The 24,397-nt window shown below is 41.4% G+C and carries 20 protein-coding genes; 17 read left to right on the plus strand and 3 right to left on the minus strand.

Annotation, left to right across the window (positions count from 1 at the left end; genetic code table 11):
* The first annotated feature begins 111 nt into the window (after positions 1-111).
* Both CW734_RS04550 and CW734_RS04555 read left to right on the plus strand, forming a co-directional pair.
* A complete protein-coding gene (locus tag CW734_RS04550) occupies positions 112-357 on the plus strand; it encodes a hypothetical protein (RefSeq protein WP_157824115.1) in 246 nt (81 codons plus the stop codon).
* 1,230 nt (positions 358-1,587) lie between these two features.
* Positions 1,588-1,920: a hypothetical protein gene (locus tag CW734_RS04555; protein ID WP_157824116.1), complete on the plus strand. Its 333-nt coding sequence runs from the start codon at positions 1,588-1,590 to the stop codon at positions 1,918-1,920.
* 1,744 nt (positions 1,921-3,664) lie between these two features.
* Here CW734_RS04555 and CW734_RS18205 read toward each other — a convergent pair.
* A complete protein-coding gene (locus CW734_RS18205; protein WP_157824117.1) occupies positions 3,665-3,901 on the minus strand; it encodes a hypothetical protein in 237 nt (78 codons plus the stop codon).
* A 69-nt stretch (positions 3,902-3,970) separates the two neighbouring features.
* On the opposite strand from CW734_RS18205, the gene CW734_RS19565 reads away from it, so the two are divergent.
* The 11 genes from CW734_RS19565 to CW734_RS04615 all read left to right on the plus strand — a co-directional run bounded on the left by CW734_RS19565 (position 3,971) and on the right by CW734_RS04615 (position 17,685).
* Positions 3,971-4,210, plus strand: a complete 240-nt coding sequence (locus tag CW734_RS19565; RefSeq protein ID WP_332871015.1) for a hypothetical protein — start codon at positions 3,971-3,973, stop codon at positions 4,208-4,210.
* A gap of 136 nt (positions 4,211-4,346) precedes the next feature.
* Complete coding sequence (locus tag CW734_RS04570; RefSeq protein WP_101189619.1) at positions 4,347-6,239, plus strand: PDDEXK-like family protein; 1,893 nt, start codon at positions 4,347-4,349, stop codon at positions 6,237-6,239.
* A complete protein-coding gene (locus CW734_RS04575; protein WP_101189620.1) occupies positions 6,230-6,907 on the plus strand; it encodes a DUF6998 domain-containing protein in 678 nt (225 codons plus the stop codon). Before CW734_RS04570 ends, CW734_RS04575 begins: the two co-directional genes overlap by 10 nt.
* A 24-nt stretch (positions 6,908-6,931) precedes the next feature.
* On the plus strand, positions 6,932-7,516 hold the full coding sequence (locus CW734_RS04580) for a hypothetical protein (RefSeq protein WP_101189621.1): 585 nt from the start codon (positions 6,932-6,934) through the stop codon (positions 7,514-7,516).
* Between the two features lie 459 nt (positions 7,517-7,975).
* Entirely contained in the window at positions 7,976-8,251 is a 276-nt protein-coding gene (locus CW734_RS18625; protein ID WP_232787153.1) for a hypothetical protein, read from the plus strand.
* Positions 8,252-8,395: 144 nt separating this feature from the next.
* Complete coding sequence (locus CW734_RS04585; protein ID WP_232787154.1) at positions 8,396-11,719, plus strand: AAA domain-containing protein; 3,324 nt, start codon at positions 8,396-8,398, stop codon at positions 11,717-11,719.
* Positions 11,720-11,827: 108 nt separating this feature from the next.
* Positions 11,828-13,054, plus strand: a complete 1,227-nt coding sequence (locus CW734_RS04590; protein ID WP_101189622.1) for a DUF1572 domain-containing protein — start codon at positions 11,828-11,830, stop codon at positions 13,052-13,054.
* Positions 13,055-13,122: 68 nt separating this feature from the next.
* Positions 13,123-14,898, plus strand: a complete 1,776-nt coding sequence (locus tag CW734_RS04595) for a GmrSD restriction endonuclease domain-containing protein (RefSeq protein WP_101189623.1) — start codon at positions 13,123-13,125, stop codon at positions 14,896-14,898.
* Positions 14,899-16,001: 1,103 nt separating this feature from the next.
* Positions 16,002-16,334, plus strand: coding sequence for an AlbA family DNA-binding domain-containing protein (locus tag CW734_RS04605; protein ID WP_101189625.1), 333 nt, complete (start codon positions 16,002-16,004; stop codon positions 16,332-16,334).
* A gap of 152 nt (positions 16,335-16,486) precedes the next feature.
* Positions 16,487-16,903 (plus strand): hypothetical protein, encoded by a 417-nt coding sequence (locus CW734_RS04610; RefSeq protein WP_157824118.1) that lies wholly within the window; start codon positions 16,487-16,489, stop codon positions 16,901-16,903.
* 83 nt (positions 16,904-16,986) lie between these two features.
* Positions 16,987-17,685, plus strand: coding sequence for a DUF4085 family protein (locus CW734_RS04615; RefSeq protein WP_101189627.1), 699 nt, complete (start codon positions 16,987-16,989; stop codon positions 17,683-17,685).
* Positions 17,686-17,820: 135 nt separating this feature from the next.
* Here CW734_RS04615 and yfkAB read toward each other — a convergent pair whose 3' ends face one another.
* Positions 17,821-18,951 (minus strand): radical SAM/CxCxxxxC motif protein YfkAB, encoded by a 1,131-nt coding sequence (yfkAB, locus tag CW734_RS04620; protein WP_101189628.1) that lies wholly within the window; start codon positions 18,949-18,951, stop codon positions 17,821-17,823.
* Positions 18,952-19,173: 222 nt separating this feature from the next.
* Between yfkAB and CW734_RS04625 the strand changes: the two genes are divergently transcribed.
* The 4 genes from CW734_RS04625 to CW734_RS04640 all read left to right on the plus strand — a co-directional run bounded on the left by CW734_RS04625 (position 19,174) and on the right by CW734_RS04640 (position 22,693).
* Positions 19,174-19,500 carry a hypothetical protein gene (locus CW734_RS04625; RefSeq protein ID WP_101189629.1) on the plus strand — a complete coding sequence of 109 codons (327 nt, stop codon included), beginning with the start codon at positions 19,174-19,176 and terminating at the stop codon, positions 19,498-19,500.
* A gap of 231 nt (positions 19,501-19,731) precedes the next feature.
* A complete protein-coding gene (locus tag CW734_RS04630) occupies positions 19,732-21,021 on the plus strand; it encodes a CitMHS family transporter (protein ID WP_101189630.1) in 1,290 nt (429 codons plus the stop codon).
* A gap of 28 nt (positions 21,022-21,049) precedes the next feature.
* Entirely contained in the window at positions 21,050-22,393 is a 1,344-nt protein-coding gene (locus tag CW734_RS04635; protein ID WP_101189631.1) for an acyclic terpene utilization AtuA family protein, read from the plus strand.
* Positions 22,394-22,693, plus strand: a complete 300-nt coding sequence (locus CW734_RS04640) for an AtuA-related protein (protein ID WP_101189632.1) — start codon at positions 22,394-22,396, stop codon at positions 22,691-22,693.
* Between the two features lie 83 nt (positions 22,694-22,776).
* On the opposite strand, the gene CW734_RS04645 is transcribed toward CW734_RS04640, so the two are convergent.
* The gene (locus CW734_RS04645) at positions 22,777-24,306 is read right to left on the minus strand and encodes an FAD-dependent monooxygenase (protein WP_101189633.1); all 1,530 of its coding nucleotides are present in this window, start codon (positions 24,304-24,306) and stop codon (positions 22,777-22,779) included.
* Positions 24,307-24,397 lie beyond the last annotated feature (91 nt).

Below are 24,397 nucleotides of genomic sequence, written 5' to 3' on the forward strand. Positions count from 1 at the left end.
CTCGATTATACGTATAAAGAAAATGGAAGTCGAAATAGTGCTTGGACATTAAATCAAACAATACATGATGAAATTGACAGTGTGAATGATTGTCTGAAGGCGAGAAGATATGTGATGGAAAGAAACTTTGAAGATGCACATGGATACAGTCATAGTTCCTCATTAGGTAAGCCTTTATCAGCGTATCGCTTAGTACAGGGATGGGATATAGATGATACTAATATTAAAGCAATTGAAGCTTTAATGTTTTGTTTAGAATATGATGCTAGCCTTGATGTTTTGATGAAGCATGGGTTACATCAAGAAGCACTTCTCCGCCAGGGCAAGCTTCAACTTCAGTTTAAGGGTTTACTATGATCGGATTTCTAAATTACATTCTTATGTCAATAGCAATTTATTTTAATAGTCATAATTAAATCTAAAAGAAACCATATTTAGTGACCTTAAATGTTACTAAGAGAGCGTAAAACATCTTGTGTAAATGAATAAATAGAAAAGGAAGACCTTTTCTTGTAGAATTAAGTCACTACAACCAATTAATAGAAAAGAGGCCTTCCCTATGACTCAGTTTGCAACAGATACTATGCGAGATTTGGTAAAAGAACACATCGTCGAAGTTTTCCGTAAGTATACGAAGAACCATGCAAAGTAATTTGCACGTATTTATAAATTGAAAAACTTTAATGATTTTCAAGTAAATATGTCATATTATTAAATTTAATAATATGACAAACAATTCCTGTTGAATCGAGGTGTGAGAATATGGATTGTTTTTAAATGAAAGATCTTATAAAAAGTAGAAGTCAAAGCCAGTTTTTGATAGCTTTGAAGGTGCTAAGCATCTGAAAAATAGTTAAAGCAGCTGAGATTTGTATTACAGATAATTGTAAATGCAAATGCAGAATAGATATCGAAGATAACTTAAAATGCAAGAGAGCAGTATATTTTGAAAAAGAAAAATTATTGAGAAAATCAGAAAGTCTTTATAAAAATTCAGTTAGCACATTTTATGATAAGGAGGAAGTAGATTCAACATTAGTTGAGACGAAGGAATCGCTGAGGAGGCTAAAAGAACATGCTTACGCTACTAGAAAATTTAAAGAATTGAGTTGTAGACACATAAAAGAAGAATAATATATCTGATTAACAGCTTAGTTGCAAAGATCTCTCAACGATGGCGGAAGAGACTTGGGAAGTTATAAGTCATTTGAAGAATAATGAGCAGGTGAGAATTGCCAGCATTCAATAGCAAAGTGTTTTCTAACCATCAGTTTAGTTTTATGTTATTTCTTGGCTGGATTATGAATTACCGGAAGAAGTAGCAGTGCTTGAAACTCCGGCCTAGCCATTGGTGGCACAGGTGATTGAAAGATACTAATATCCTTTACGGAATGTTTGCATTAGGCGCATCAGAATCGAAATTTTGGATTATTTGTTTATGACATTCTAAAATGTAGTCTTTGACAGTTAATTTATGTAGTCTTTCTCAAGACTATTTGAATAAAAAGTCATTTGTCAACAGTACATCATACATTTAAATTCTCTGTGATTGGGCTAACAATTACAGGGGGATAAGGAGTGTTAATAGTGACTGACGTAAATTATATTAGACAAGAAGTAAATCTGAAAAGGCGTCCATATTCAGAAGTGGTGAATCAGATGGGACTAGATTTCCAAACGATTAAGAAATATGCGGCTAAAAAAGATTGGAATGAACCAAAGCAAATACAGCGTCTTAAAGCAAGAGTATTGGGGGCAGTGAAACCGATTATCGACCAGTGGCTGTTGGATGATTCAAAGAAAAAGAAGAAATTCCAACGCACTGCCAAGCGAATGTTTGATCAACTGGTGAAGGAACATAATTTTCAAGGGTCGTACCGTGCATTATGTGAGTATGTAAGCCGACGTAAAAGGAGCTAGGGGAAACTGTGGAAGCTGCATTGCCGTTGGAGGCTTAGCCAGAAAATGCACAAGTGGACTTTGGGGAAGCACGCTTCATACATAAAGAGAAGGTCATTGACCTCTCCTTTCTCGTACTTTAATTTTCCCTATAGCAATACCTTTTATTTTCAAGTGTTTTTATTCCAAAAACGGGAGTGTTTCCTCGAAGGCCTGAAAAGAATCTTCTATTACATAAGAGGCGTTCCTAAAGCTATACGTTTTGATAATTTGGCGCCGGCAGTAAAGAAAGTCTTGCCTCATGGTGAAAGAATCTTAACGGACGAATTTCAACGCTTTGTCTTTCATTACGGTTTCACCCTAGAATTCTACAATCCAACGAATGGCAATGAAAAGGGACATGTAGAAGCGATGGTCAAGTGTAACCGTCAAGTAGAATAGATCAATTTTCCACAAATAAGATAGATCAATTTTCACCATTTAAGACAGACCATTTGTTTCGGAAAACAAAGTTTTCCGGTACTTCATGCGGATGCTGTCCGTTGTTCGACGTCAAAATGAATGCGGCCTTCTTATTCTTATGAGTGGTTCTCAGATGTCCGAAGTGGTTCTGTTTTATGGCACGAGTGGTTCTCGAGCTTGTCTTTCTTCATTGTGAACCTTTCTTGTTATACTGGACGTGAGAGTATTCTCAAACAGATAAGTAGTGGAGATTTTTCGCAAGTGTTGCTTTTCTAGGGCGTGCACTTCGGAAGGTCTCTTTTCTTACGATTAGTCAATGATTTTCGAGCCATTCCTATGAATTTCTTCGTCAGATATTTGTAGATAGAAAAATTGTGTCCTTTGTCAGTGTTCTTTAAAACTATTGCGAATTTAAAAATTATATACAAAAACCTCACGTCCTATAGAACGTGAGGTTACTATTTCAATTTTGCATACGCAAATAAGCCGTTTTTCTTGATTTCTTTAAATAATTGACCTATTCTGACATAGTAAAGCCTGAATAGGAAATAGGAGGTTAAAAAATCAAATTAAACGGATAACGAATTTGGGCTTATAAAAAAGAAAAAAGGTGATCACATGAACTCAAATGACTTAATGTCTTTGTTATCCCTAATGTGTAACTTGGGATTATTTGTAATAGCCTTGTTAACTCTTGTTCTATATGCAGGTAATTTGTAATACTTGACTTGAGACATTCCGTTGTGGCGACGGAGTGTCTTTTTTAATTCGAATAATTTAGTATTTGACTATTTATATCATTATTTTTAGCACTTGTACTTAGAATAATACTTTTTTATTACCAATGATTAACTGATTATAAACCAGTGTAGAAAACAGTTGTTTTCCTGCTTCTGCGTATGGGGTACAACATTTTTCTATCTGAATACAGTGTAAACAATTGCACTAACTATTGTCAATCAATTCAATTGACTATTGTCAGTTGAAAGTAATAGTCGATAATTACATTGAGCAAGATAACGGAAGGCGTAAACAATGGAAATTAAAAAAGATGGCTCTGGCACAATATTTAAATCATCTGGGACAGCTTAGCGACAGGGTGTATTTTATAACTATCCACTATATGGGGCTCCGTTCACCCCTAGCCTCCTTTACCATTTCTCCCTCATTCTGATCCAAAAGTCACAATCCCAAAAGCCTCCAAATACATATTCAACACACGCAGTCATTGCTTACCAGTCGCAAGAGCTACGTGGCCATCCGGCCGGATCAGATATAGCGTGTCTTGCTTGAATCCCGCCTCTTACAATTTAGCTTCCAAAGGAAAATCGTAGAGTTCAAGCGACTGCGAATGGGCAAAGTCGATGAGCTTGGGATTCGCTTTACCGTAGATATGGATTTGCCAATCGTCGGAGCGCAACGGTACGAAATTATCGCCGTTTACGGTTTCGATCCATCGCAAGCGCATGCCGCCGCAGACTTTACCGGCATTGCCTTTGCTTAAATGGATGTTGCAGTAATTGATATAGGTTTGAGACAAGATTTTGAAGGCATTTTTGGACGAGAAGGAAAATTTGAATAGCTTAGGGAAGACGTACGGGACGAAATATTGCCGAAGCAAAGTCCTGGGCAGTTTTTGATTAACGATCGTTTGGAACGTTTTGTCGGTCGTCGCGATCAAGCGGCGCGCAAAGACGATACGCTCTTGTTCTTAAGTGCTCAATATACGGGAATCGGCTTTCACTTAAACCACCGCTGCGAGTTTCCATCCGAGATTGATGGCATCCACGACGCCGGTGTTCATGCCTTATCTACCGGCCGGGCTGTGCAGCTAGCCGGCGTTGTCTAGAGTGAAGATGTTCACTTCTTCTCTTTCTAATGATTTTATTCACAACAAATATAATCCTACTCCCAAAAATCTCCTGCTAGATACTTCCTGTTAATGATAAACTGAAAAGAAAGATAACGCTCAGAATGAGCATGGTATGGAGGAAATGATGACCCACTCACTAGAACAAATCGCACAACTCGAACACTCAAAAGAATTCGCCCGCCTGCACCAAAAATTTCATCAATTCAATCCGCTGAAAGTATTACGGGTGGATCAGTTTGAAATCCGTCACTCGAACATCTTAGCGTGGCTGCTCGATCCGAATGAGACGCATCAGCTCGGCAGTTTCTTTTTGAAGAAGTTGCTGACGCGTCTTGTGATGCGTGCGGAGAACGAAGGGAAAGGGGACGGCATCGACTTTTTGTCGTTTCTTTATAGTTCATTCCATGATGCAGAAGTGTCGCGGGAAGTAAAGACGCATACGAATCGGATGATCGATTTGCTTGTACATGTGCCTTCGCAGAAACTGGTGCTCGTTATCGAAAACAAATTCCATGCCGGCGAGTCGGACGGACAGCTTGTGGATTATTTGGCTTATGCGAAAGCTGAGTTCCAGGAACCTGGCTACACGGTGTTGCCGATTTTTTTGACCTTGGCAAATGAGGAACCGTCGGATGATAGCTATCTACTGCTGGGCTATGAGGACGTGCTCGAAATCATTGAACAGCAGCTCGAGTTCTCGAAAGAAACGACCGCCGATGCGATTTATGATTTTTTATCGTTTTACATAGAAGTTCTGAAAGAGCAATTGGTCCATGATGCGGAATCGGTGGAACTGGCACTGACAGTGTATGAGGAAAATAAAAATGCCATCGATTTCCTGTTCTTGAGCCAGAATGATAATTTCAAGAAACAAGCGGTCTATAAAGGCATTTATAAGCAACTTGCCAAGTTGGATGATTCGGAGAAAACGGCATTACGGAAGATCTATAGTGCCAAGAAAAAGACAATCGACTTTGTCTTCAATATCGGTGGCAACGTCATCCGGGAAGCGTTTCTCGACTTCGTAAAAGAAGCGGACATGCCGGAAGAAGCCTATTCGGCCAATATCCGTTTCCCGAACTTCGTCTTGCCGGATTGGTTTGATTTCCAGGAGACGCTAGGGAAGCCGGAGTCTGCGTATTGGCTCGGCGAGGCGTTCATCATTTGGTTCGAACGGCAAGTCGGCGAACGTTTGAAGATCACCGTGGAAGTCGGACCGATCCCGTATGCGGAGAGATATCGCTTACTTACGGAGCTGGAAAATCGCGATGTCAGCTTCCAGAAGAGCGGTAAAGAAGAAGGAAAGAAATATACGAAGATCTATACGGCATGGACAGATGTCGGCGACTGGGCATCCAAGCAGGAAGTGCTCAAGAGCATGTTCGTGTTGTATGATGCACCGGAGCTGAATGACTTGTTCCGGAAGATTGCGGAGTCCGTGGAGGCGATGGCAGACGAAGAAGAAGCTGTATTGCTTGAGAAAGAAGTGGTGTCATACAAAAGAGAACGCGCCACTTTCTCTCCGCAAGCATTCCGCCAATTTTGCGAAGCACAAGGCGTCGATGAAGATGAACGCAAATACCATTTCAGGAGCCCTTCCTTTATCTTGCCGTCATTCTCCCGCTTGAAAGAACGCTTTGGCGAGACCCGCATCAAGTGGTGGTGGCAAAACGGGCCGTTCCTGATCTGGTTCGAACAATTGCGCGATGGCCGCCTGAAGCTGGTGTTGGAGCTCGGTCCTTTATACGGGGATAAACGCGTCGCATTGATTGATGAATTGGAAGCATATGGCCTGGAATTCAAACCGGCTTCCAAGCAAAAGACTGCAAAATACACACGGCTTTTCACGAATACGAAAGTAATTGATGACTGGCAGGACGATAGTCGAGTGGCTGATATGATGACGAGATTGTATGAAGATCCGAAGCTGCAGGAAGTGCTGCGGATTATTGAGATGATTAGCTTGGAGAAATCGGGTATTCAGGAGGAATCGAAATGGCGCTGACACAAATGCAGATCATTCAATCACTCGGTGAAGCGATGAGTTGGCTCGAGCGGGAAATTAGCTGGGGGGCAGACCCGCGTGAGTTGCGCCATTTGATCGGCCGCATGGGTGAACTGTATGTCGCCATGTACACAAACGGCAATATGGCGGATGCAGTGAACGAACGTGGCTATGACGTAGTGACGAAAGACAATGAGCGTATTTCGGTGAAGACCACCGCACGGATTGGCAGCACTGGGTTTGTCGCGTTCAATCCGAATACGTTGGATCTAGCGGACCGCGTCATCATCTTGCGGTTCAATCAGGAAGAAATGGAACTCGAGATTTTACTCGATGCTCCGATTGACGAAGCGAAGCGACTGATGACGGAACGGCCAGATGGAAAACTTTCCATCGCTATGTCGAAGCTCTTTAACGTCGATGAGAAAGTCCGCAGCGACGAGCAGATTAAAGTGTCTAAGGAAGCCCGCTATCATGACTACCTGATCAAAGAACTCGAAAGTGGCAGTATCGAAGTGTACGAAGGGGACCGGAAGCATCAAGTCGTGAAGCCGATTCTAAGGAAAGTTGCAGAAGGACTGTCGATTCCGATTGTGAATGGGAACGGCAATCCTTATAATACGCGGCAGCTTGGGGCGGTTATTATTCGGGCATTGCAAGATGGTTAACCAAAGTAAGAGTGGAGGACTGGAATGAAGAAAACAGGACTTGAAGCATTCCAAAAAGATGATCAGGAAATGGATTTGAAACTTCTCGAGTTTTGGCAATGGAGCCAGTCGGATTTATTAAGCAATACACTCCGCGGTACACTAGCAGAATTTCTTGTTGCTCGTGCCGTAAAAGCTGTAAATCCGGTCCGCGTCGAATGGGATGCATATGATCTCATTACAGAAGAAGGAATTAAAATCGAAGTGAAGTCTGCTGCCTATATCCAATCATGGGTACAGAAAAAAGACTCCGTGATTTCTTACGGTATTCATGAAGCCTTAGGATGGGATGCATCTACCGCCACTTACTTGGCGGAATATGGCCGAAGTGCGGATGTTTATGTGTTTTGCCTGTTAAAGGAAAAGAATCGAGAAACAATTGATCCTATGAACTTGAATCAGTGGGACTTCTTCATTTTATCAACTGAACAATTGAATCGGGAAAAAGGAAAGCAGAAAACGATCGGACTCAACAGCTTACTGAAGATGAATCCGCTATGTACAGATTATGATGGGCTATATGATGGAGTTAGAGAAGTGTGGAAAAGCATTTGTGAATGGGAACAATAACCCTTATAATACCCGGCAGCTTGGGGTAGTTATTATTCGTGCGTTGCAAGAAAATAACCAGGAAGGTACAAATCGATGATTGAAAAAATCAATAATGACTATTACTCTCCAGTTAAAAATGACGAACACCAGCGCTGTCGATCATGAGGGCATGTATATCTGTTTTTATAAAGCTAACCATAAAATGAATATTCCCGAAATGGTTGACCATGCTAGTCTGCATTTAGCCTATGTTTAGCAAGTTGGGAAATGATTTGAGGAAGTATGCAGCTTTTGAAAAATAAAATCCTGGTGTTTAAAAGAGTCTGTCTAAGAAATGAAAATTTTCTTGGGGAGGCTCTTTCCTCATTCTCTAGGGCTATTCAAGGAATCTTGATAAAGAACTGTGGTAAAATTATGTAATAATAGTAACTATTGATCTCATTATTAATAAATTCAAAACATCTAGAGGTGAATATCATGAAACAAGAATTGGTCCATATGCGGGACAAATTGAATAATATCAGCAAGCGCAACCGATCAATTCGTTTGTTGAAGCTCTATGATAAATGGAGTTTTGATTTGACGCGGAGCTCAGTCGAAACAGCCGAATCGATTGTGGAAGGTTTGAAGAAGAAATCGACTAAGTCCTTTTCTTTACTCACCAAAGACGAAGAAACAGATGTGATGATTAACCGAAAGCTAACCAATTTATACAGAAATATAAAGGAATTGAAGATGAAACGGGGTTCATGACTTTTACTTAGGGACACCTTTTGTTTCAGGAAGTTTTCTGATGGAACATTCTTTCAGGCCCTTTATTCCTCTATCCAGTTCGGTTGGAAAAGGATGCCGTCAATAGGCAGACGTACGTTTTAAAAAGATGAAGGAGAGCCGATTTTGAATCGGACTTTGTTTTTAGCATTCAAGAAAATCGACCAATTGCATTTCTCAGAAGAATGGATGGAAGATGCGCAGGAAGTGGCCTTAAAAGGCGATGCGGAAATCGAATCATTTTTAGCGAAATTTCAATTAGCCTTGAAAGAGATACCGGACTCTTATGAGCCATTAAAAGAATATAAAGCAGATGAGATTCCACCGAAGAGTCAATTGAAGCTGATAAAAAACGCTGTCATTGGCCATTTTCCTCAAGGGAGTTCTGCTTTAGTCAGAGATTACGACCAATTAATCGATTTAAGTCAAAACAGCAAGCTATCCTTAGTTGGAGATTTATTAAATCCTGAAGATGAGTCAGTGATAGATAGTGACTGGGGAGTCCAAAAAGAAGAAGCGGAGAGAGTGCGGGAGTTTGACCGTCTTTATCTATTGAATACAGACGGTTCCCAGGAAGAAATTTTGAAGGAAGCGCGCTATAAGAAGGGCTTAGCGGTCCATGGGCCTCCGGGTACCGGGAAGTCACAAGTGATTGTTAACTTGATCACGGATGCCCTTCATCAAAAGAAGAAAGTTCTGGTAGTATGCCAAAAACGGGCAGCGTTGGATGTTGTCTATCAGCGCTTGCAAAGTCTTGGGTTGAGTGGTTATACCGCATTGATTCATGATGAAAATCAAGATAGAAAATCTTTGTATAGCAAAATAAACGATACGCTATCCTATTCGTTGGGCCAATCAGGCGACTGGGCCCAAAGCTTGAAAACTGTTTCTCAAAAACTCGAACAACAAGAAAAGGAACTGAACAGCATCGCAATTGGCCTGCACTCGAAAGGGGACTATGGCTATTCACTTTTCGACTTGTATAACAGAACCAATAGCACCGAAGAAATGGAAGTGTTCATCAGTGTGGAGACTGTCGCTAATGAACTGAATGCTGATAATTTGGAAGAGGTTTTGGCAAATGTTTATACCTATGCTGAGTGGTACGAACGTTTTGGAAAAGACTCGTATCCATTAAAAGATAGACTTTCTTTTGCTAATTTCGGCATGAAGGATAAAACTGAGTTCATTCAAAAAATGAACCATTTAATCGAGAAAACGAAAAAAGCGGAAGAGTATTTGAGCCTTTTGAATGTTGAAGATATAACCCCCGGCTACACATTAGGAGTTCAACAAGAGCTCTCGAAAATACAGCCAGACATTTCTGAAGGGGAGACACGGACATTGCAGGGCTTGCGCTTATGGTATTGGACCAGTTTCCCCGGCAAGAAAATCCTTGAGGACTTAAATAAAGGCGAGAAATTCCCTGGTGTTAAATCTCAGGAATGGCCGAAGATTAAGAAGAGCTTATTGCTCATGAATGATTTGGCTCAAGTTACTGAAGAAATCAATCAAGAAATGGAAGTGTTGAAGTACTTCCTTGAGACGTCAAAAGTGGAAAAGTACAAAGAGATGGTCTCAGAAGGGGCATTGCCCTTAAAAGAGCTGGAGCTGATTCGAGAATATCTTCATAGTGATTTTGAAGACTTGCAGCACATGGATCAGTTTGGAAAAGAACGTACGGATCTGGAACAGCGACTTATCAAGTTATTGGCGGAGAAAAGAAATCAAATCGGGTTCGATAATCTTCCAGAAAAATGGACAGAAGCTGCAAGGCAATCAATCTTTCTCTATTGGATAGATAAAGCAGAAAGAAAACACCCTTCAGTCAAGAAAGTTTCGAACTCCGAGTACCGCCGGCTTCGTTCTTCATTTGAAGAGCTGGTAGAAAAGAAAAAAGAATTGGCACGGCAGTACTTAGTTAACGAATTGCAGCTTTCATTGGAAAGTGCTCAAGAAACTTCCAATAAGACTTTCAAAGATCTCAAGCATCAGACAGGCAAGAAGCGCCAAGTCTGGCCATTGCGAAAGCTAGTGAACCAATATGCGGATGAGGGACTGATGGACGTAGCACCGGTTTGGCTTGCTTCGCCAGAAATTGTCTCCTCGATTTTCCCGTTAACAGAAGAGCTTTTTGACTTGGTCATTTTTGATGAGGCTTCACAATGTACAGTCGAGAACGGACTGCCTTCTATTTACCGGGCGAAGCAAGTCATTGTGGCGGGTGATGAAATGCAATTGCCCCCATCCAATATGTTCATGTCTACCATTGAAAATGATGATGACGAAGAAGATTTTTCTTCCAATGATTCGCCAAGCCTGTTGAATTTGGCTAAGCGCCGTTTTGATGAAAGAACTTTGCAGTGGCATTACCGCTCCAAGTACGAAGAGTTAATCAATTACTCGAACCATGCATTTTACAACGGATCCATCCAAATATCGCCGAATGTCCAGCCTTATAAAGAGCCGCCAGCGATTCAGTGGATCAAAGTAGAGAATGGGCGCTGGATCGATAGAGCGAATGAAGTGGAAGCCATCAAAGTGGTGGAAGTACTAAAGAACCTGTTGTTAACAAAACAGGAGAAGTCAGTCGGAATCATCACCTTCAACAGCACCCAGCAGACGAAGATACTCGACATGATCGAAAAAGTAGCTATAGACGATGGAGAGTTCGGCACTCTGTACGGGGAAGTCATGAGCAGGGATTTAGATGAAAGGATTTTTGTAAAGAACATCGAGAATGTTCAAGGGGATGAGCGTGACATTATCCTGTTCTCTGTAGGCTACGGTAAAAACGAAGAAGGCCGTGTCTATAACCGCTTCGGTTCATTGAACCAAGAAGGCGGGGAGAATCGTTTGAATGTGGCGGTGACGCGTGCTAAAGAAGAAACCATAGTGGTAAGCAGCATCGAGCCTGAAGAACTGGAAGTAGCGAACTCAAAGAGTAATGGACCACGCTTGTTCAAAGATTACTTGAAATATGCAAGAGCCGTTTCAAACGGCCAGATTGAAAGAGTAGAAGAAGTTATCCTAGACGTCAACGAGCTTGGAAGTACTAGCGTTTCCACGTCAGCGTTGCAATTCGATTCTCCATTCGAAGAACAGGTCTATCAGCAATTGCAGAACCTAGGATATAAAGTCGAGACGCAAGTCGGCATGTCCGGGTATCGGATTGACTTGGCTGTCATTCACCCAAATGATTCCTCGCAATATATTTTAGGTATCGAATGCGATGGCGCAATGTACCATAGCTCCAAAAATGCCAAAGAACGTGATATCTACCGTCAAAAGTTCCTCGAAAGCCGAGGTTGGACCATCGAACGCATCTGGAGCCGTAACTGGTGGAAGAACCAGAGTGCAGAGATTGAACGGATCGACCAAGTGATTAAAGCTTTGGTTAAGAAGGATGAGGTTAAGGAAGGTATAGGTGCAGTTAGAGAAGAAAAATGAAAAAAAGAGCTTTTCAGGAGACTGGAAAGCTCTTTCTAAATCTCGATGAATAATACAACATTACAAGTATTTGGTGCAAAAGCTGAAAAGAAATGAGGCGTTAATATAGTGGATAATATTTGGCTAGTGCCAGCAGTTATAGGAATCATAGCTATTGTTCTTTACATGTTTTTAAGTAGAAAGAAAGTGACTAAACATGATGAAGAACAATCTAAACAAACAAGTAAAACGAAAATGCAAGATGTTGAATCAGATGTGCTAAAAGATCCTTACGAGCAATTCATGCCTCAAGTTACTAATGTACAAAATGAAGAAATAGTAAAAAGAGAATATAAGAAAATTGAAATCCCTCCAATTTTAAAGACTGATATCCGGCAAACTCTTGCAGCGGGAGCGATGATCATAGAAGATTACAACACTTATAAAGTGGAATTCAGTCCAGAAGTAGTTAAAGGGTTGAAAGATGGAAGCATGAGTCTTATAAAGAAAGTAGATGGGAAAGGACATCTTCCCGCAGTAAACAAACAAGGGGTAAAAGGAATCTATAAACAAGGTGTATTAGTTAAAAAAATTAATCCAGGAATGGTAGCCAATGCGAGTTTTGGACTATTAACAGCAGTTGTAGGACAACAACAACTGGTCGAAATTCAAAGTTCATTAAAAAATATTGAAAGAAAATTAGACATCATTATTCAAAACAGAGACAATGACTTTGCTGGGAGAATTGAGGCGAGATTTAGTTATTTTAAAGAAGTAATAGAACGTTTTCGGAGAAATGGTATTACGCTCGGGGGAGTAGAAGACCACAAAATAGAAGATTTTTATGCGGGTACCCTCCAAGATTTGAAAACGTTGATGAAGGATCTTAAAACGACTGGAACAAGTGTAGAAGAACTGAAGGAGTATGAAAATATTCGCAAATGGGGCGAAGCCCCAGTGCAAAAGGAGTATGTAAAACTCATTGAGCAGTTCAACGCCAAACAGGAGATGGTTTTATTGAACATACAGTTCATTGAAGAATGCTATGAGCCTTATCTAAGAATAATTAGAAATCAAAATGAAGCCAATGTGAAATCTCAAGGTTTAACTGAAGTTATTACAGAAAACAATTCAATTATCAATAGTATTGAAGACAAAGTTAAAAGTATAGAAGAGAACTACAAAGTAAAGGTCAACTTTGGGATAAAAGCATTGAAATATCGGGATTTCGAGAGTTTAAAAGAAACTGTTCCATTAAAGATAAGCCAACAAAAAGCTGCCGCTCAAGAAATTCCGTCGGAGATATTGGTGGAGATTACAGGAGATGATAAAGCTTATGCGTACGTGCCTCGATGAACCAGGAAATAATCAATAATATTCTTGATCTTACAAGTGATAATATGAAACGTTAAAGGAGGGGTATAGTGACAAATTATACAGTAAGTAATACAACAATAAATGCATTAATTAGTTGGATCGATCAAGAGATAATAGCTATTCCAGAAATACAACGTCCATTTGTATGGGACGCTTCCAAGGTAAGAGATTTAATCGACTCTTTATATAAAGATTATCCGGTTGGGTATATTATTACGTGGCAGAATCCCAGTGTTAGACTGAAAGATGGATCAATATCTAATGGTAAAAAAATTCTGATAGATGGACAGCAACGTGTAACTGCGCTTATGGCTGCACTTGCAGGATTAGAAGTGGTGGACAAAGATTATAAACGCAAAAACATTAAAATTGCTTTCCATCCTCTTGAGGAGAAGTTTGAAGTCTCCAATCCAGCCATTGAAAAAAATAATCGTTGGATTTCAAACATAGCAAAACTCTTCGAACCTTCATTCAGTACTTTTGCTTTTGTTAATGAATATTGCGCGAAAAATAATGAAGCTGATCCTGATAGTATCCATAAAGTTTTGCAAAATCTAGTTAATATCCGCAACAGTTCGATAGGTATAATAGATCTTTCACATAATCTAGATATTGAAAGAGTAACTGAGATTTTTATACGAATTAATTCAGCGGGTGTCGTATTAAGCCAAGCAGATTTTGCGATTTCTAAAATCACTTCAAATGAAGATTTCAATGGTCCAACGATTAGAAAAACCATTGATTATTTCAGTAATTTAATACGGAATCCTGAAGTCTTTGCAAATATTAAAACAAATGATAGTGATTTCGCAGAAAGCTTAAACTTCCGTAAAATAGCTTGGGTGAAGGGCTACAACACAAATATTTATGAACCGAGCTATTCGGACTTATTAAGAGTTGCCTTTACTTTTAAGTTCCGGAGAGGGAAGCTAGCGAATCTGGTTAGTTTATTATCCGGACGAGATTTTGAAACCCGTGAAAATAGAACGGAAATTATTGAGTCTTCTTTCAACGATTTGGAGCAAGCAGTACTGCAATTTGTGGACGAAACTAACTTTAAACGGTTTGTGATGATTGTTAAGTCTGCAGGCATAATTGATAAAAAGTTAATTCGTTCACAGAATGCCTTAAATTTCGCTTATATTCTTTTCTTACTTTTACGTGAACGAGGTCTTGAAGGGACGAAAATTAATCACATCGTCAGAAGGTGGCTGGTCTTATCTATTTTGACACAGCGTTATTCATCTTCTCCAGAATCACAATTTGAGTATGATGTGAAAAGGTTTGCCGATGCCGATGATCCATTGAAGTATTTAAATGACATTGAAGAAGGAGAGTTATCAGAAGCATTTTGGAATAACGTACTTGTTGCAAGTCTTGATACTTCAGTTACAAGCAGTCCGTTTTTTAATTTATTCATTATGGCGCAAATTTATGAAAAAGATTTTGCTTTCTTATCAAAGTCTGTAACAGTTCAACATTTGATTGAAGAGCGAGGGGATGTTCATCACGTTTTCCCCAAAGATTATTTAAAGAAAAATGGTTTTACAAATCGTGGAACATACAACCAAATTGCAAATTACGTGTATACAGAACAAGTTGTCAATTTGGCTGTAAAAAATAAGCCGCCGAAAGTATATTTATCCAAAGTTTTGCCTAAAGAAGCAGATTATATAAGTGAAATTGCAACACAAGAAGAACTTGATAAGAATTTTAAAATGAATGCGATTCCAAACTCTCTTTATAATATGGAAGCTATAGACTATCAAGAGTTCTTACTAGAAAGAAGAAAGTTAATGGCAGCTAAGATTGAGGGTTTTTAAAGTTTATAATCGATGTGTATGTGTATGTGTATGTGTATGTGTATGTGTATGTATGTGTATGTGTATGTGTATGTGTATGTGTAAGTCTAAGTATTGCTCTAGTATAGGAGAGCTCCGACCAATATTAGCAATATATCTCATGTTCGAAAATTATTAATTAAAAGCGTCCATGATGGCAGATTATAAAATAAATAAAGATTTAAATTAGCGAGTTTCTTTAATAAAGTATCAGGAGACTAGGGAATGATTCCATCACGGATTCATTTCTCTAGTCTCCTTTATTATTTCTATCTCACTCCACTCAAAAGCCACAATGCTAAAGGTCTCCAAATACATGTTCAGCAAACGCAGCCATTGCTTGACAGGCGCAAGTGCCACATGTCCAACTGGTCGGATTAGGTATATAGCATCTTGCTTGAATCTTGCGTCGTGCATTTATGCTTCCCAAGAAAACTCTCAAAGCTTAAGCGACTGGAATCGGGCAAAATAGATGAGCTCAAGAGTCGCTTTGCCATAAATATTAATTTGCAATCGACGGGCGTAGCGGTGCGAAGTTATCGCCATTTGTGGTTTCGATCCGTGACAAGCGCACGCTAGTTTAAATTTTGCCGGCTTTATCCTTGCTCAACAGGCTGCTGCGGTAGGGGCAGGAAACTGGAAAGCTCTCGCTCTCTTTGAGAAATTCTTAAAACTATACTTGAGCACAACAGGTCATCACAATCTAAAAGCTTACTTACATTAAATTTTACTTCCCATATAATAAAATTTAAAAGGGTTGGGAAAATGAAAAATTGATGAGCACTGTAGATGTCACGTCAGTAAATGGAGTGTATCGCTTCTATCAATTTCGTGATGGAAATTCTTTGCCACAAATCGAGTTATACAAGTTATCAGGTGAAAAGAAATCGCTGTTCAGAATGTGTACGGAGAATTAAAGAAATTGAATGATGAATATAAATTCAAAATTAAGTATGCTCCTGAAAATAGAAAGAGCCCACTCAACACAAGGGAACTCAGTGATAAATTTATAAGAGAGTATAAAAGTAAAATAAAGTTTATTTGATTCAGAGATTTCCGACGAAATAGGAGGTATGAATAATTTAATGGAAGAGATAATTACGGATCTAATCGAAAATGGAATAGAATCGTCGAGCTTGGATTTTAAAGAAAAGATGTATCCTAAAAGCGGAACTCCTGACTTACTTAAAGATATTTTAGCAATGGCCAACTCGAATTATTTAGGTAAGAGATACATTATTATGGGAGTCAAAGATAGAGTTGGAGAGGAACGAATCATATCTGGTATTTCTCAAGATGAGGTTATTGATGCAGCAAGTTATCAGCAGTTCATTCTGAATAATATAGAACCTGATATTCACTTTGATTTAAATTATATTGATTTTCAAAATAAAAATTGCTGTAATTGTGATGGATGATACTACTGAGAAGCCCTACCTTACAAAAACAATATAAAGGGATAAATCAAGGTCTTTGCTTAATTAGAAAAGGAAGTATCAACTCTATAGCGAATAAATACGATTTTGATAAAATTTATGAACGTAAGAGTGGCGTATTCGAAGTGAGAATCTTGGATAACCAGTTGAGAGCAGTAAGGCCGGATGATGGAACGGCCTTGTTGGATGTATCATTTAGGAATAGTACCACTAATCCAGTTACATTAATTGCAGGCAGACTATTGTTAACGGATTCTGGAAATAAAATCAGGTCAACTCATAGTGTATATGGTTTTGAAAAAGAGGCGGAATCTGAATTCCGTTTAGAGATTGCTCCTAAAAAAGAAATCACTGGAGATTTACATATAGGTTTTGGTTCAAATGATGCGTTACTTTTAGATTTAGATGAGTATGGATCCACCGATGAAAGGTTTAAATTCACTTTGCAATTCATGGACTCCTGGAACAATGAGTACAGTGTAGCAGTGACGGACGGCATCGTATTCGCAAGAGGAGACTTTCTATGGAAAGTAGCGCTGAAAAATAAGTGATATAAAGTCTACTTATTCATTTATATAAGTTGTTTGGAATTGTGCCGCTCCAAGAGAAGTGAAACAGTAAGGAGACTTAATAAATGAAATACTTCACGAGGGATTGGTATGAAGAAATGCAGGTTGCCGGTTTTCTCGTATTACCGGAGACAGAAGAGGATTGGCAAGAGGAATTGGATTATTACCGTGAGGAAGGAAAAGATTTGCGGGAGGTGAACTTGCGCAATCTGGATGATATGCGAGAAAGTTTGATGCGCTACTTGCCAGAGACGTTTCATCCATATATCCACGATGGCACACTGGTGACAGAATACCCGACGCCAGAATTGCGCATGCTCGTTAACCGATGGGAACGGGATTACGAGCGGCGGATGGAAGAGTTGAGTGACCGGTATCGGCAGCATTTCGATTCGATCAAAGCAGAGCTTCCGCCAAATGCAGTCGAACTGGTGGAGAATGGACTGCATGATGCGGTGGTGATTTCTGTTGAAAGACCGTCTGAAGATCAGCTTGTCCTGACGCTTGATTGCAGTGGAGGGTTCCATTATTTCACCGATGTCCGGTTCACTTTTAAAGGGGTGACTTATTCAGATATCCCAGCTGAATTCAAAGGTGCCTGGTGGTTGTATGACGAGATTTATAAAACAGAAGATGGTTTCGAGCTTCATACTTTGTTCGACTGCCCGATGACCGAGACGGTAATCCGTGCGCGCGATGTGAAAATCGAGTCTTTGAAATTGCCGCTGATGCGCCGGATGAAGATGTGGTATAAAAATAGATAGTTGATAACATTAGGAGGCTAGAAGCATAATCCCACATGGGTACATGCCTCTAGCCTCTTTTAGTATTTCTTCTCATTCTTAAAACGCAAAAGCCCGATCCGGTGGGAAGTTTCCACACGGAATCGGGCTTTTCATTTAAACGGTAATTTTTGATTTTTGGACGGTGAAATCGATGTCCGGGTAGTAGGCGTCTTTCACCAATAAATTCGGTCCGAGGCATTTGGCCGCTGGGCAGTGGCAGGCGATTGTTTTGGCTAATGGCCGCTCCAGCCAGCGGTCAAGCATCGCGGGCAGGGAATCGTGCTGGATATTGCCCATCGCCGGTGTATCGCCGAAATCGGTGACGATGACTTCGCCGGTGAAGATATTCACATTAAGCCGTGAGCGGCCGTCCGGGTCATTGCGGACTGTGACGTTTTTGCTTGAGTGGATGCGGTTCAGGAGTTGAATGTCTTCGTCGTTTTGGCTGCACGGGTAAAACGGCAATGTACCAAAGAGCATCCAGACATCTTCATCGCGGGCATCCAGTAAGTCGTGGATTGCTGTTCTCGTTTCATCTAGCGACAGCACTTCCAATTGGCTGGCGAAATCGCTTGGATACATCGGATGCACTTCGTGGCGCGCACATTTCATTTCTTCAATGATTTGCTTATGTATGCTCTTCAGGTGAGGCAGGGTCCGCTTGTTCAGCATCGTTTCTGCGGAGACCATAACGCCTGCTTCTGCAAGTGCGCGGCTGTTGTCGATCATGCGCTGGAACTGCTCAGCCCGCCGCTCACGTGAAGGCTTGCGTTCCATATTGGCAAATCCGCCATCGACAAAATCATCGATGGTGCCCCAGTTATGGGAAATGTGCAGGACGTCCAAATAAGGGGCGATTTCCATATAGCGGTCCAGCGGCATCGTCAGGTTTGAATTCATCTGGGTGCGGATGCCGCGTGCATGAGCGTATTTCAGGAGGGGCAAGACATAATTGGCGACCGATTTTTTCGAAAACATCGGCTCTCCGCCCGTTAAACTGATGGTCCGCAAATGAGGGATTTCATCGAGGCGCGAAACGAGCAGCTCGATTGGCAACGCGTCCGGATCTTTGTGCTCAAGCATATAGCCGACCGCACAATGTTCACAGCGCATATTGCATAAATAAGTCGTGGTGAATTCGATGCTGGATAGTGTCAGTTTCCCGTGGTCTTCGATATCCATATACGCTTCCCATGGATCATATTGAGGGTTAATTTGTTTAAGTGTTGTTGCTTGGTTTTCCATATGTACCGAACTCCTAATCATTTTTTCGACTCTTAAGTATGCGCTTTTCCTGTGGCTCACGCAAGAGCTTGTTTTAATGTGAAGTAAAGTAAGTGAACTACTTTAATTTATGCTTTTATCATTTTTTAACTAAATATTCTATTTTTTTGAGCTTTTTACTAGTAATCAAACGTTTGTTCTGGTATATTAAAAGCATATCACTATGGAATGAGGTGCGTTTCGATGGTGCTAGCGATCAAAGAAGTGAACGGATTCGAAAAAGGTATGGAATATACGAGGGATCTTGAGTTTTTGTCATGCTTTACAAACGACGAGCATCGGGTCGTCTCTTTAATAGATACAGAGGGCAATGTTTTTTACTGGACGACTACGGAAGGGTCGCCCGAATATCGAAACTTCCGGTTAAAAGCTACTTATACATTTAAAGTCAGTTATATATCGACCATACTGGGTCCTTCAAGCCCGAAGGTCATTATTGCCGACTTAAAGGACCTATCAGCGAGAAAAAGTATGTATGGCAAGGCCAAGCGCTTCAAATTAAACGCTTGATTCAAATAAATCATCGCCCGGTGTCAAAATCGATTCAGTGTATGGGCTGCAATTGCATGCAAAATAAGCCGTATCCAGAAACCTCAATGGTTAATGGATGCGGCTTTTGTATTGGAACGTGGCAATTGTATGAGAATATAAATTTTCCAAATAAAGAATTATATGAAAAATTCTTATTATTTCTGAATAAGAATGTTAGAATAATAAGATAATTGAAAAGGAGGAGTTTAGTTGTTAGCATTACTTGGTTTCCTAACTATTTTTGTATTTCTTACATTAATTTTGACTAAAAAGGTATCGGTAATTGTCTCATTAATTCTCGTGCCTATTGTATTTGCGCTTGTAGGAGGATTTACAAGCGAGCTGGGTACATTCATGTCCGATGGTATTGTAAGTGTAGCTCCTACAGGAATTATGCTTGGCTTTGCGATTCTATTCTTTGGTGTCATGAACAATGCAGGTCTCTTTGACCCGCTAATATCCCGGGTTTTGAAATTGGTGAAAGGGGATCCTGTAAAGATCGTGATTGGGACAGTAGTCATCGCTATGGTAGCCCATTTAGATGGTTCGGGGGCATCCACTTTTTTAATTACTATTCCTGCTCTACTTCCTTTGTACGATAAGTTAGGCATAAGCCGAATTATTTTGGCAGGGATGGTCGCTTTAGGCGCTGGCACTATGAACTTAACGCCGTGGGGTGGACCGACTGCCAGAGCAGCCAGCGCTTTGGATGTTAGTGCGGCTGAATTGTTCAATCCGGTTATACCCGCTTTTTTAGCTGGAGTTATTTGGATTATATTTGTTGCGTACATAGTAGGTAAACGTGAACGGAAACGTTTAGGGGTGCAAGATGTAGAACATAATCATGATGATGAATTGACAGAAGAACAACTCGACATGAGACGTCCGAAGTTGTTTTGGTTCAACTTAGCTTTAACGGTTTTGACCATAGTAGCGCTGGTTCAAGTATGGTTGCCATTGCCTATCGTATTTATGGTAGCGTTTGCAATTGCAGTGCTCGTCAATTATCCAAAACCGAATGATCAAATGGAACAGATTCGTACCCAGTCTGTTGGGATGATCACAGTAGTTACGATTATTTTTGCAGCCGGCATATTTACTGGCATTCTGTCGGGTACGGGAATGATTACAGCAATGGCCACAGCCCTAGTTGATATCATTCCGGAAAATGTAGGCGGATTCATGGGAGTTTTAGTAGCTATCATTGGAATGCCGCTAAGCTTGATTTTCACGCCAGACGCTTATTATTTTGGTGTCATGCCGATCTTAGCAGAAACAGCCAGTGCTTATGGACTCGATCCTGTTCAAATCGGGCAGGCTTCGATACTTGGACAGATGACAACAGGTTTTCCTTTAAGTCCCTTGACTGCTTCGACATTCTTATTGATCGGACTTGCCGGCGTGGAGCTTGCAGATCATCAGAAGTTTGTATTTAAATGGGCATTTGGCACAACGATTGTCATGACGATTGTCGCTGCCATTACAGGGGTAATTATTTAAAGAAATAAATAAATATGGGGGTTAATACATGAAGACTATCAGAATAGGTTCGGGCGCCGGCTATTCAGACGACCGGCTTGAGCCTGCGCTGGAAATTATGGAAAAAGGGAATGTGGACTATATCGTTTTTGAGTGCTTGGCTGAACGCACAATCGCCATTGCCCAACAGCGGAAGATGAAAAATCCGGATGAAGGTTATGATAAATTACTGGCTTATAGAATGGAACGAGTATTGCCGCTATGCAGTTCAAAGAAAGTGAAAGTCGTAACCAACATGGGGGCAGCGAATCCAGTAGCTGCAGCAAAACTAGTGAAGGAAATGGCTGAAGCGCAAAATATGAGTGGATTAAAAATTGCAGCAGTAGTCGGAGACGATGTCTTTTCGGAAATCGATTATTACAGTGATGCAAGTTTATTGGAAAACGGCCGGAAAATAAATGAGATTAGATCGTCTATCGTCTCTGCAAATGCATATATTGGGGCTGCGGGTATTGCAGAAGCGCTTGATAATGGTGCGGATATCGTGATCACCGGCCGTGCGTCAGATCCATCCCTATTTTTGGGGCCACTAATCCATGAATTCGGCTGGTCGATGGATGACGCTAATTTGATGGGGATTGGAACAATGGCGGGCCACTTGATGGAATGTGGTGCTCAAGTGACAGGCGGTTATTTTGCGGATCCAGGATATAAAGATGTCCCGGAATTGTGGAACGTAGGTTTCCCAATTCTAGAAATCGATGAAGAAGGAGAACTTCTTATTTCCAAATTGAAAACTGCGGGTGGCATGGTTTCGGAATCTACAGTCAAAGAGCAGTTGCTGTATGAAATACATGATCCTGCCAATTATTTGACCCCAGACGTCATCGCAGATTTTTCTCAGGCGGAAGTTTATCAAGTAGAAAAAGACGTGGTGAAAGTCAGTGGCGGTTCCGGCAAAGCCAAGAGCGGATATTTAAAAACCAGCATCGGCTATAAAGAAGGCTATTTAGCAGAAGGGGAAATCAGTTACGGCGGAGCTGGTTCAATTGAAAGAGCGGAGCTGGCGCGGGAAATTATATCTAAGCGACTGGAACTGGCAAATGTTCAAATTGATGAAATCCGTTACGATTTCATTGGCCAAAACTCATTATATAAAGGTGCGTTGTCAGACAGAAGTTCTGCTAAAGAAGTTCGATTGCGGGTTGCTGCCAGAACTGTGGAACCTGAAGATGCCAAAGTGGTTATAAGGGAAGTGGAAGCACTGTATACGAATGGGCCCGCTGGCGGCGGTGGTATCCGCACCAGTATTAAAGATATTGTCTCAATCGGCTCGATCCTGATTCCTGAATCTCAGGTTTCTGTTAAAGTTTTTTACAGTGAGGTGCTTTAAATGAAATTAAGGGAAATTGCTCATTCACGGACAGGGGACAAAGGCAATATTTCAAATATCTCCCTGATCGTCTATCAACAAGAAGACTACGCTTTGGTTGAAGAGAAAGTCACAGCCGATATCGTTAAAGAATGGTTTAGTGAAACTGTCCACGGTGAAGTCATTCGATATGATTTACCCAAACTCGGTGCCTTCAATTTTGTCATGAACGATGCCTTAGGAGGCGGAGTAACTAAATCACTCGCTCAGGATATGCACGGCAAGAGCTTGAGTTCGAAGTTATTGGATTTAGAAATTTAACTGTACGTACGTATAAGTAAAAAAAGGCTAGAAGAATGATCCCATCACGGATCACTCCTCTAGCCTCCTTTATTATTTCGATCTCACTTCGCTCCAAAAGCCACAATCCCAAAAGACTCCAAATACATGTTCAGCACACGCAGCCATTGCTTGTCAGTCGCAAGCGCCACGTGGCCATCTGGCCGGATCAGGTATAGCGCGTCTTGCTTGAATCCCGCGTCTTTCATTTTAGCTTCCCAAGGAAACTCATGGAGTTCGATCGAGTGCGAGCGGGCAAAGTCGATGAGTTCAGGAGTCGCTTTGCCGTAGATATGAATTTGCCAATCGACAGAGCGCAGCGGTGCAAAATTATCGCCGTTTGTGGTTTCGATCCAAGGTAAGCGCATGCCGGCGTAGACTTTGCCGGCTTTACCTTTGCTCAGGAGGCTGTGGCGGTAATTGATGTGGATTTGAGACAAGATCCGAAATGCATTTTTTGAAGCGAACGGAAATGTGAAGACGGACGGCAAGACGTAAGGGACGGCATACTCCCGGAGTAAGGTCCCGGGCAGTTTTTGGTTGACGATCGTCTGGAACGCTTTGTCGGTCGTCGCGATCAAGCGGCGCGCAAAGGCGATGCGCTCTTGTTCGTAGGTGCCCAATATCATAGGAGCGGCTTTTCCTTGAACGACCGCTGCGAGTTTCCACCCGAGATTGATGGCGTCGCCGATGCCGGTGTTCATGCCTTGCCCGCCGGTCGGGCTGTGCAAATGGCCGGCGTCGCCCAGGATGAAGATGCTCCCTTTTTGGAATCGTTCACTGACGCGGTTATGGACGCGGTAAGTCGAAAACCAATTGACCTTGGACGCACGCACACCGATTTTATTTTCAACATAATCGGTGATTTCGCTGTACTGGACATCGGTGCGTTCGTTAAATTCCTCTGGCACGATGCCGAGTATGCGTTTCGTGTGGGCGTTGCGGACGTTCATATAGAGCATAAAGCCGTCATTGTCCATGTACATGTCCATCTTTTCCATGTCGTCGACCGGCGTCTCGGTTTCGATATCAGCGACAAAGAACAATTGCTTGTACGTGCCGCCAGGGAAGTCGAGATCTAATCCTTTTCGGACCATGCTGCCGGCGCCGTCGCATCCGCATACATAGGCGAATTCCGCTATTTCCACCGGCTCTCCAAGCTGCTGCATGACGGTGTTCACGCCATCTTCAGTGTTTTCAAATGAAATCAGCTCGGTGTTCCATTCCACTTTGACGCCGATCTTGCTTAATTCGTCGACGAGAATTTCTTCGTGATCGTCTTGCGGCAAACTCAAGATAAACGGAAACGGGCTCTGCCCTTTGCCGAGCTCATGGAATTTCACTTGGGCCCGTACTTTTTTGCCATCGCTGACATCGAGCGATAAAATCGGATGTCCGCGCTCGATATTGCGATCAGCGAGGCCGAATTGCTCGTAATGCTCCAAGATGCGCGCATGCACAGCGAGTGCACGTGACGCGGTGCCGGTTCCTGAATTTCGATCGATGATGCGAAACGGCACGCCTTGACGCGCCAGGCTATAGGCCAGAGCCAGGCCAGTGGGGCCCGCTCCGACGATTAAGATTTGTGGGTTCATGATATAGACCTCCTAGTGAGTATCACGCCTGTTGATATGTCATGTAAAACTATAAAATTGAGGATGAGAAAACTTCAAAGTACGTGATACC

It is taken from the genome of Planococcus sp. MB-3u-03 (assembly GCF_002833405.1).
Taxonomy (GTDB): Bacteria; Bacillota; Bacilli; order Bacillales_A; family Planococcaceae; genus Planococcus.